Below are 8,992 nucleotides of genomic sequence, written 5' to 3'. Positions count from 1 at the left end.
GGTTGGTGCTGTCGTAGTTGACCCGCCACGAGAACGTCCCAGTCGCCAGCTGAGCCGTCGTGTTGGCAGTCGCCACCGTCTGCGGCGAGACTCCCGCCACCGGCACGTCCATCAGGGTGTAGATCGCCGCGCCGCCGCAGTTCGCCAGTGCGAACAGCTCGAAGTCGACGGTACCCGCCAGGTTGCCGCTGCCCGCAGGGGCAGAGACGGTCACCGAGTCGTTCGGCACCCACTTCTGAGCGCTGGACAGTGTCGAGGGCACCGAAGTGACAATCACGTCCTCATCGGTGTCGGTGCACGTGGCGTTGTGGGTGAGGCCGGTCGTGTTCGGCGAACTCCCGCTGTAGACGGCGACCCAGTGGTAGGTGCCGGCCGCGGTGGGGGTGAACGACGGCGCGTTGTATGTGGCGTTCCCGCTGACCGTGACCGGCGCCAGCGGCGAGTTCACCACAGTGGTGCAGTTGTTCGGCCCGTACAGCTTGAACGTGATCGTACCTCCGGCTGGAGCGCCGCCCGTGCCGGTCAGGTTGATGACCGGATTAGCGGGCTGCGTGGCGGTCCCGCTCAGCGTGGCCGAGTCCGTCACCGCCGAGCCGAGGTTGACGTCCGGGCCAGCGGTGGTCGCCAAACCTGCCACCACAGGATTCACGGTGAAGCACTCATTCACTGACGAGTCACTGGAGCCGGGGATGCCGTGCGCAGAGTCGCCGCTGAAGACGGCGAGCCAGCAGTACCGACCTGCTGACGTCACGTACGCAATCGGAGACGCGACTGTGACCGGATATGCGGCCCCAGACAGGTTCACCGTCCCCACCGTGGTGCCCGCTGCTGTGCACAAGGCCGGAGAGTCGACCTTGCACAGTGTGAACGCCACCGAGCCCGCCGGAGTGGCTGTGCCACCGACCAGTCCGACTACGGCCGAGTCCGTCACCCCGACCACGCCGCCGCCGATCGACAGTCCGCCCGCCGGAATGGCACCGCCCGCTGCGGTTTTCGGCGTCGTCGTCGTCGTCGAGTCGCAGTTGCTGATCGGCGGAGCGTTCTTGAGGATCGTGTCCTTGTAGTCGGCGGTATCGGAGTTGCCCGTCACAGTGCTCGGAATCGTGTTGGCAAACGACAGGCACGCGGTCGAGTTTCCGAAGATGGTCGCCGTCAGATCGACCGCAGCCTCACCGCGGAATCCATCCGCGCTGTATTTCGCCTCAGATACGTTGGCGTTGAGCAGTGATGGGGCGCTGAGAGTCAAGTTCGGCGCGACGCCGCTCCACGTCCTCAGGTAGAGGTCCCGGCTGCCTCCCTGCTGATCCCAGAGGATCATGAAGTCGCCGGCCTTGCGGTTGGCCCAGGGATTGCAGTTGGCGATGAGCTGCGCTTCGGTCGCGGTGTCGTACGCGCAGCCGACCGGCGCGAGGTCCTGCATGAACTCGTAGGCGATGAAGCCGCTGCCGCTGTTGGAATCGCGCTCCCACGCGAAATACAGCCAGTCGTGGTTGGTGGAAGTGTCCTTCGCGGTGTCGAGCCACGCGCGGCGCAGGTCGACCTGCGCATTCGGGTTGGTGAGCCCCAGCGTCGGCACCGCATCGCTGTGGATGACGCCGATCTTCGTGGTGTTCGAGTTCAGCGGGCCCAGTTCTTTCACAGAGCCGAAGACGTCAGGCAGTTCAGCCGTGTTCGCATCGGGCACGTTCCCGTCGATGGTGTACGGGCCGGAGGCAGCCCAAGCCGGCACCGCTCCCATCAGCATTGCTATGGCGAGACAGCCCGCCGCTCCCGTGGCAAGCACACGCCGCCGCATCCGTGTAGACATGACAAATTTCCCTTCCCCAAGGTGTGTTCTGCTCCACGCCGGACTTGCCCTTCCCCGACGCGGGCTATGGCCTTACGCTATGGACGTCGCTGGGGAGCGACCATCGGGAGATGTCCCGATCACGACTGGGGAGAAATCCCTAGGGCCTGCGTACCCCCCGCGCAGGCGGTGTCTCGAAGGGGAACGTGCACATCGACGGCGATGGGGCATATGGACTCGTGGTGACCGGAGACCACGTGCGAGCCGACTATGTGCGGCTGCTCGCACGACTGGGGGTCGACGCCGACTCGTTCGCGCATCCGGGCGAAGCCCAGGCGTCCCTTCGCGCGGCTGCACCGATAGTCGCGATCCTCGAGGTCGAGGACGGCGGATGCAGCATGCTGCGCGAGCTGCGAGATCGGTTCGGCCCCGACGTCCCGGTGATCCTCGTCTCGGCCGACCGAACGGCGCCCTCCGACGTCGTGGCGGGGCTGCTGATCGGTGCGGACGATTACGCGGCCGAAGCGATGGACACCGACGAGTTCCTCGCGCGGGTCCGCCGACTGATCGACCGCAGTCGTCGCGCGGCGAGCCCGGCCCTGGCGACGGTCACCACGGCCGAGGCGACGCTCGACCTCGGCCGGCTCGCCGCGCTGACCCAGCGGGAGCGCGAGGTGCTCGCGCTCATCGCCTCGGGCATGTCGCAGAAGCAGGTCGCGACGGCTCTGGGTATCAGCGTCAAGACGGTCGGTGCCCATATGCAGAACCTCCTGTCGAAGCTGGGCCTGCACTCCCGCGTCCAGGCGGTGGCGCTGGCGGTGCGAGCGGGCGTGTGAGGTGCGACGATGGACGCGCGCCCCCACACGAGAGGATCAGCAGATGCACCACAACGAGCACAGCCCCGGTAACCAGATCGGGCCGGCCGGCCACGTCGGCCTCGTCCTCCTAGGCATCCTGCAGGTCACGTTCGCCTTCCTGGCAGCATGGGACCTCGCCCACCGCCCCGCCGAAGAAGTGCGCGGACCCAAGCCAGCGTGGGCGCCGGCACTCCTGATCAACTGGATCGGCCCCGCCTCGTACTTCCTCTTCGGCATCAAGCGCTGAAGAACGGGGGCCAGCCCCCAGCCGCTGCTCAGGTCGCTCAGTAGACTGAACGCACTCGCGGGAGTGGTGGAATTGGCAGACACGCAGGATTTAGGTTCCTGTGCCCCAGGGCGTGTGGGTTCAAGTCCCACCTTCCGCACGGCACGCCGACGCTCCGCGTCCACCCCGACCGAACAGACCGCCGACCGCCTAGACCGACGGGACCCCCCTCTTGCAGTCACTCGCCCTCATCCCCTGGCTCGATCCGGCCGCCATCATCGGCTGGGCCGGCCCCTGGGCCCTCCTCGTCGTCTGCTTCATCGTCTTCGCCGAGACCGGGCTTCTGATCGGCTTCCTGCTCCCGGGTGACACGCTCCTCGTCATCTCCGGGCTGCTCTCGCACCCGACCGAGCAGTTCCCCAACGGGGTGTTCGGTGTGAGCGTGTGGATCGTCGCCCTGTCGATTGCATTCGCGGCCTTCCTCGGCGGCGAGGTCGGCTACCTGATCGGCTACAAGGGCGGTCCGGCCGTCTTCGAACGCAAGGAATCCGGCCTGTTCAGCGTCAAGAACGTCGAGCGGACGAACGCGTTCTTCACCCGCTACGGCGGCCTGACCGTGATCGTGGCGCGCTTCGTCCCCATCGTCCGCACCTTCACGCCGGTCGCAGCGGGCGTCGGCAAGATGCCCCGCGGACGCTACACGCTCTACAACTTCGTGGGGGCGATGCTGTGGGGCTTCGGGCTGACGATGTTCGGCTACCTGCTGGGCTTCATCCCCGTGGTCGGCGACCTCGTTGCGCAGTACATCGACCTGATCCTGCTCGCAGCCGTCTTCGGCACGCTGCTGGTGACCCTGTGGCACTACTTCCGGGAGCGTGCGAAGGCGCGCAAGGAAGCCGCTTCGGGCGCGGATGTCGTGACCGACGAGACCGAAGCGCGTCAGCTGGTGCTCGATCCCGAGGTGTTCAAGCGCGGTCCCGAGCACGGTCACAAGACCGACGAGGCTCCGCCTACGCCGTAGCCCGCTTCTTGGGCTTCTTCGCGGGCTTCTTCTCGGCGGGCTTGTCGGCGGCATCGGCTCGCGCCGCGCGCGACCGCTCGACGCTCGCACGAAGCGCCTCCATGAGGTCGATCACCTCGCCGCCGGCGGCAGCCTCTTCGGGTTCGCCGAACGTGACCGAGGTGTCGAGCGCGTCGCCCTGCTCGAGCTTTGCATCGATGAGCGTGCGCAGCTCGTCCTGGTACTCGTCGGCGAAGGCACTGGGGTCGAAGTCGGTGGCGAAGCTGTCGACGAGGGATGCCGAGAGCTCCAGCTCTTTCGCCGAGATGCGCACCGGCTCATCCAGCGCCGGGAACGCGGCATCCCGGACCTCATCCGCCCACAGCAGCGTCTGCAGCACCAGCACATCGCCCCGCACTCGCAGTGCGGCCAGGCGCGTTCGCTGGCGCAGCGTGAACCGCACGATCGCCGTGCGGTCGGTCTGCTCCAGGGTCCGCCGCAGCAGGACGTACGCCTTCGGCGATGCGGAGTCGGGTTCGAGGTAGTACGCCTTGTCGAGCGTCAGCAGATCGACCTGATCGGTCGGGACGAACTCCACCACGTCGATCTCGCGGGTGCGCTCGGCCGGCAGGGAGGCGATGTCCTCGGGGGTGAGCACAACGGTGCGCTCCCCGTCGTCGTAGGCCTTGTCGATGTCCTGGTAGGCCACCACCTCGCCGCAGACCTCGCACTTGCGCTGGTAGCGGATGCGTCCGCCGTCGGTGTTGTGCACCTGATGCAACGGCACGTCGTGATCCTCGGTCGCCGAATACACCTTGACCGGCACGTTGACGAGCCCGAACGTCAGCGCGCCCTTCCAGATCGCTCTCATCTCACCAGTACACACCTGTCCCAGGCGCCACGGCTAGCCGCGAACCTCGATCTGCACAATGAACTCATTCTCCGCCGTGCCGTCTTTCGCGCTCAGGCTGTACGCCACGATGTCGTAGAAGCCCGGCGAGAGGTCGCCAGGGAGCGTGAGACTCGACGAGAACGGCGACTCGACACAGCACTCGTCCGCCGTGACGGGGATCGTCATGATCGTTGTGCTCGCATTGCGCAGTTCGACGGTGAAGGCGGCTTCGAAGAGGGCCGCGGTCCCGGTGACCAGGATCAGTCCCCCGGCGTCGTAGACGTCGCCGCATCGCGGGCTCGTCACGATGATGTTCGGTCGATCCGGCGCGATGGTGATCGGGAACTCGACGAGATCCACCATTGATCCGTCCTTCGCGCTGAACGTGTACGCGCGCACGGTGGCCTGGAGCGGATCCTCCTCAGGGGGGAACGCGAGCACCCCCTGCCACGTACCGCGGTCGGGGCTTCCGGACGTCGCAGTGAGGTGTCGGACACACAGCGCGAGACCCTCGGCATCCACCACGTCGATGGTCAGAGTCGCCTCGAAGGTGTTCGCCGTGCCGTTCGCGGTGAACGGCACGGAGACCGTCGCCCCCTCGGCGGGATGCTCGATCGCGATCGCCGCGATAGACGTCTCCGACTGCTCGCCGGACGGCGTGGCAGACGGGGTCTGGGTGCTCGGGGATGGCTCCATCCCCGTCTCGGGGGCGCACGAACTGAGCGTCAGCGCGGCCGCCAGGGCCGTGAGCGCAACCATCCGTCGGCCGAACATGCTGCGTCGCCTCTTCCCTGAGGGGGATTTTACTCCTGATGCTCAGTCCGCGGGGCAGGATGGTCCCATGCCAGGGGAAGAGCAGGTGGTGCGCGTCGGCGGGCGTCGCCTGCGGCTGACGAACCTCGAGAAGGTGCTCTACCCCGAGACCGGCACCACCAAGGGCGAGGTGATCGACTACTACTCGCGCATCGCGCCGGCGCTCATCCCCCACGTTGTCGGACGCCCGGTCACACGCCTGCGCTGGCCAGAGGGGGTCGCCGAGTCCTCGTTCTTCGCGAAGGACCTCGAGCGGGGCGCGCCCGATTGGGTGCACCGGATGCCGATCCCGCACTCCACCGGCGCCAAGGACTATCCCCTGATCGGCGATGTCGCGACGCTCGTGTACCTCGCGCAGGTCGCGAGCCTCGAGCTGCACGTCCCGCAATGGCGCTTCGACGCGGACGGCGACCGCGGCAACCCGGACCGGATCGTGCTCGACCTCGACCCCGGGCCCGGCGTCGGGCTCGCCGAGTGCGCGGAAGTGGCGCGCTGGGCCCGCGACATCCTGCACGGCATGGGTCTCGAACTCTTCCCGGTCACCAGCGGCAGCAAGGGCATCCACCTGTACGCCGCCCTCCCTGGCACCCAGACCAGCGAGCAGGTGACGCTGGTCGCGCGGGAGCTGGCCCGCGCGATCGAAGCCGATCATCCCGAACTCGTCGTCTCGCAGATGGCGAAGGTGATGCGCCCGGGACGGGTCTTCATCGACTGGAGCCAGAACAACGGCGCCAAGACGACGATCGCTCCGTACTCGCTGCGCGGTCGGTCGCGGCCGACGGTCGCAGCCCCTCGCACCTGGGACGAGCTCGACGACCCGAACCTCGCGCACCTGCTCTTCGACGAGGTGCTCGAGCGCGTCGACTCCATCGGCGACCCGCTCGCGGCCCTCGGGTTCCATACCGGCGGGCGAGACGCGCCGGATGGCCCCCTGGCTGYCTACATCGCGAAGCGCAGCGCGGCCAAGACCCCGGAGCCGGTGCCGTCGAGCGCGCAGGGGGTTCCGACCGATGCGGGCGAGCTGCCGCGGTTCGTCATCCAGGAGCATCACGCCACCGCATTGCACTGGGATCTCCGCCTCGAGCGAGACGGCGTGCTCGCGAGCTGGGCGGTGCCCCGCGGCATCCCGCACACGACCAAGCGGAACAGCCTCGCCATCCAGACCGAGGACCATCCGATCGAGTACGCCACCTTCGAGGGCACGATCCCGCGCGGTGAATACGGCGCCGGAAGCATGACGGTCTGGGACGACGGCCGCTACGAACTCGAGAAGTGGCGCGACGACGAGGTGATCTTCACCGCCGAGGGGCGTCCGGGCGGTCCGCTCGGACGCGTGCGGCTCGCCCTGATCCGCACCGACGGCGAGGGCGAGAAATCGACGTGGCTGCTGCATCGGATGAAGACGGATGCCGCGGGCCGGCCGCAGTCCGACGCCGAGCCGGTCGAGGCCTCCGAGCAGGCGGATGAGGCAACGGCGCCGCGCGAGGCGGAGCTGAAGCCCATGATCGCCACGGCCGCCACGCCTGGCCTCGCGCGCGATGCCGCTCGCCGTTGGGATCCGTGGGTCGAAGTCAAGTGGGACGGCATCCGGGCGGTCGGGGTGTGGGACGGACGGCGCTTGCACCTGCGCGCCCGGAGCGGCAACGACATCACGGCCAAATATCCTGAGCTCACCCGGGTGGACGCGGGGCTCGGACCGGAACCCGCTGTCATCGACGGCGAGATCGTCGCCTTGGACGCACAGGGGCGTCCGAGCTTCCCCCGCCTGCAGAAGCGGATGAACCTCTCCAAGCCCCGCGAGATCGAGCGCGAAACGCCGCGGACGCCGGTGCACTATTTCCTCTTCGACGTGCTGGCGCACGCGGGAGCGGATGCCGCCGCACTCCCCCTGGCCGAGCGTCGAAGCATCCTGGAAGGCCTGACCGCGGATGCCATCGCCCCGATCGTGCTCCCACCCGTCTTCGACGACGTGGATGCCGCCCTCGCCGGCGCTCGTGACTTCGGCCTGGAAGGGATCGTCGTGAAGGACCCCGGCTCCACGTATCGTCGCGGCATCCGCTCGGAGTCCTGGCTGAAGGTGAAGCTGACCCGCACGCAGGAGGTCGTCATCGGCGCGATCCGCCCCGGGCGCGGGGGGCGGRCCGGCTCGATCGGCTCGCTGCTGCTCGGGATCCCGGGGCCGGCGGGGCTGCAGTACGCGGGACGTGTCGGATCGGGCTTCAGCGACTCCACCCTCTCGAAGCTCGCTGCGCTGCTGACACCCCTTCGCAGCGACCAGAACCCCTTCGTCGGGATTCCGGCGGCGGATGCTTCGGATGCCCTCTGGGTGCGGCCGGAGCTGGTCGGCGAGGTCGAGTTCGCCGAATTCACGCCCGACGGCATCCTGCGCCACTCGCGCTGGCGCGGGCTGCGACCGGACAAGCACCCCGACGAGGTCGTCCGCGAGAGCTGACGGCGGCTTCAGGCGTGCGCGTCGTGCTCGATGTGCCCCGCCGGCTCGAGCTGGAAGGTCGAATGCTCGACGTCGAAGTGATGGGCGAGGCACCCCTGCAGTTCGGCGAGAATCTCGCCCGTGCGGCCCTGCTCGATCGCTTCTTCGTCGACGACGACGTGTGCGCTGAAGACCGGCGCGCCGCGGGTCAGCTGCCACACATGCACGTCATGCACATCGACCACCCCCGGCGCCGACAGGATGTGCTCGCGGATCTCCTGCACATGCATGCCCTTCGGCGTCGCCTCGCTCAGCACCGAGACGACTTCGCGCAGCAGTCCGATCGCGCGCGGCACGATAAGCACAGCGATCAGCAGCGAAGCGACGGCATCCGCCTTGGACCAGCCCGTCGTGAGGACCACGATCGCCGCGATGATGACGACGGCCGATCCGAGCAGGTCGCCCATCACCTCGAGATATGCGCCACGCACATTGATGCTCGTGCGCTGCGCTGCGCTCATCAGCCACATCGCACCGCCGTTCGCGAGCAGGCCGACGACGGCGACGATGAGCATGAGACCGCCCGCGATCTCGGCGGGGTCGGGTTGGAGCAGCCGGCGCACGGCTTCGATCGCGATCCACACCGACAGCACGAGCAGGATGGCGCCGTTCAGCAGGGCGCCGAACACCTCGGCGCGCTGGAAGCCGAACGTGCGCCTGTCGTCGGCGGGGCGGGCCGCCACGACCGCTGCGATGAGCGCGATGACGAGGGCCGCAGCATCCGTCAGCATATGGACCGCGTCTGCGAGCAGCGCCAGCGATCCCGACCAGATGGCGCCGAGCACCTGCACGACCATGACGGTGCTCGTGATCGCGAGCGAACCGGCGAGCAGCCGTCGATTGCTCGCCGAGCGGATCCCGCCCGCACTGGACGCGTGGTCGTGCATGACGCCAGGCTATGCCTCCCGCAGCGCCGTGGATCGGCCC

The 8,992-nt window shown here is 68.2% G+C and carries 8 protein-coding genes and 1 tRNA gene; 5 read left to right on the top strand and 4 right to left on the bottom strand.

The window, feature by feature from the left end; translation table 11 throughout:
* Positions 1–1,738 (bottom strand): hemagglutinin (locus AC1DVT_RS03935; RefSeq protein WP_477386697.1); only part of this gene is annotated, 1,738 nt, incomplete at its 3' end.
* A 290-nt stretch (positions 1,739–2,028) separates the two neighbouring features.
* On the opposite strand from AC1DVT_RS03935, the gene AC1DVT_RS03930 reads away from it, so the two are divergent.
* The 4 genes from AC1DVT_RS03930 (at position 2,029) to AC1DVT_RS03915 (ending at position 3,890) form a co-directional block, all read left to right on the top strand.
* On the top strand, positions 2,029–2,622 hold the full coding sequence (locus AC1DVT_RS03930; protein WP_477386695.1) for a response regulator transcription factor: 594 nt from the start codon (positions 2,029–2,031) through the stop codon (positions 2,620–2,622).
* A gap of 43 nt (positions 2,623–2,665) precedes the next feature.
* The gene (locus tag AC1DVT_RS03925) at positions 2,666–2,890 is read left to right on the top strand and encodes a PLDc N-terminal domain-containing protein (protein ID WP_457100302.1); all 225 of its coding nucleotides are present in this window, start codon (positions 2,666–2,668) and stop codon (positions 2,888–2,890) included.
* 57 nt (positions 2,891–2,947) lie between these two features.
* Positions 2,948–3,029 (top strand) — tRNA-Leu (locus AC1DVT_RS03920).
* Positions 3,030–3,101: 72 nt separating this feature from the next.
* A complete protein-coding gene (locus tag AC1DVT_RS03915) occupies positions 3,102–3,890 on the top strand; it encodes a DedA family protein (RefSeq protein WP_457100301.1) in 789 nt (262 codons plus the stop codon).
* Here AC1DVT_RS03915 and ku read toward each other — a convergent pair.
* Positions 3,880–4,740: a non-homologous end joining protein Ku gene (ku, locus tag AC1DVT_RS03910; protein ID WP_457100300.1), complete on the bottom strand. Its 861-nt coding sequence runs from the start codon at positions 4,738–4,740 to the stop codon at positions 3,880–3,882. The genes AC1DVT_RS03915 and ku overlap by 11 nt on opposite strands.
* A gap of 33 nt (positions 4,741–4,773) precedes the next feature.
* Positions 4,774–5,535 carry a Gmad2 immunoglobulin-like domain-containing protein gene (locus tag AC1DVT_RS03905; protein WP_477386692.1) on the bottom strand — a complete coding sequence of 254 codons (762 nt, stop codon included), beginning with the start codon at positions 5,533–5,535 and terminating at the stop codon, positions 4,774–4,776.
* Positions 5,536–5,602: 67 nt separating this feature from the next.
* Here AC1DVT_RS03905 and AC1DVT_RS03900 point away from each other — a divergent pair, with 67 nt between their 5' ends.
* Complete coding sequence (locus tag AC1DVT_RS03900) at positions 5,603–8,026, top strand: ATP-dependent DNA ligase (RefSeq protein ID WP_477386690.1); 2,424 nt, start codon at positions 5,603–5,605, stop codon at positions 8,024–8,026.
* An 8-nt stretch (positions 8,027–8,034) separates the two neighbouring features.
* Here AC1DVT_RS03900 and AC1DVT_RS03895 read toward each other — a convergent pair whose 3' ends face one another.
* Complete coding sequence (locus tag AC1DVT_RS03895; RefSeq protein WP_477386688.1) at positions 8,035–8,952, bottom strand: cation diffusion facilitator family transporter; 918 nt, start codon at positions 8,950–8,952, stop codon at positions 8,035–8,037.
* Between the last annotated feature and the right edge of the window lie 40 nt (positions 8,953–8,992).

This window comes from Microbacterium sp. P2_F9, from assembly GCF_056403635.1.
The sequence above is the reverse complement of the archived record's forward strand: the minus strand, read 5'-3'. Positions and strand labels throughout refer to the sequence as shown.

Excerpts from the sequence above, each read along its gene's own strand:
- AC1DVT_RS03925 (WP_457100302.1), top strand. The coding sequence starts at position 2,666 with ATGCACCACAACGAGCACAGCCCCGGTAACCAGATCGGGCCGGCCGGC.
- ku (WP_457100300.1), bottom strand. The coding sequence starts at position 4,740 with ATGAGAGCGATCTGGAAGGGCGCGCTGACGTTCGGGCTCGTCAACGTG.
- AC1DVT_RS03905 (WP_477386692.1), bottom strand. The coding sequence starts at position 5,535 with ATGTTCGGCCGACGGATGGTTGCGCTCACGGCCCTGGCGGCCGCGCTG.
- AC1DVT_RS03895 (WP_477386688.1), bottom strand. The coding sequence starts at position 8,952 with ATGCACGACCACGCGTCCAGTGCGGGCGGGATCCGCTCGGCGAGCAAT.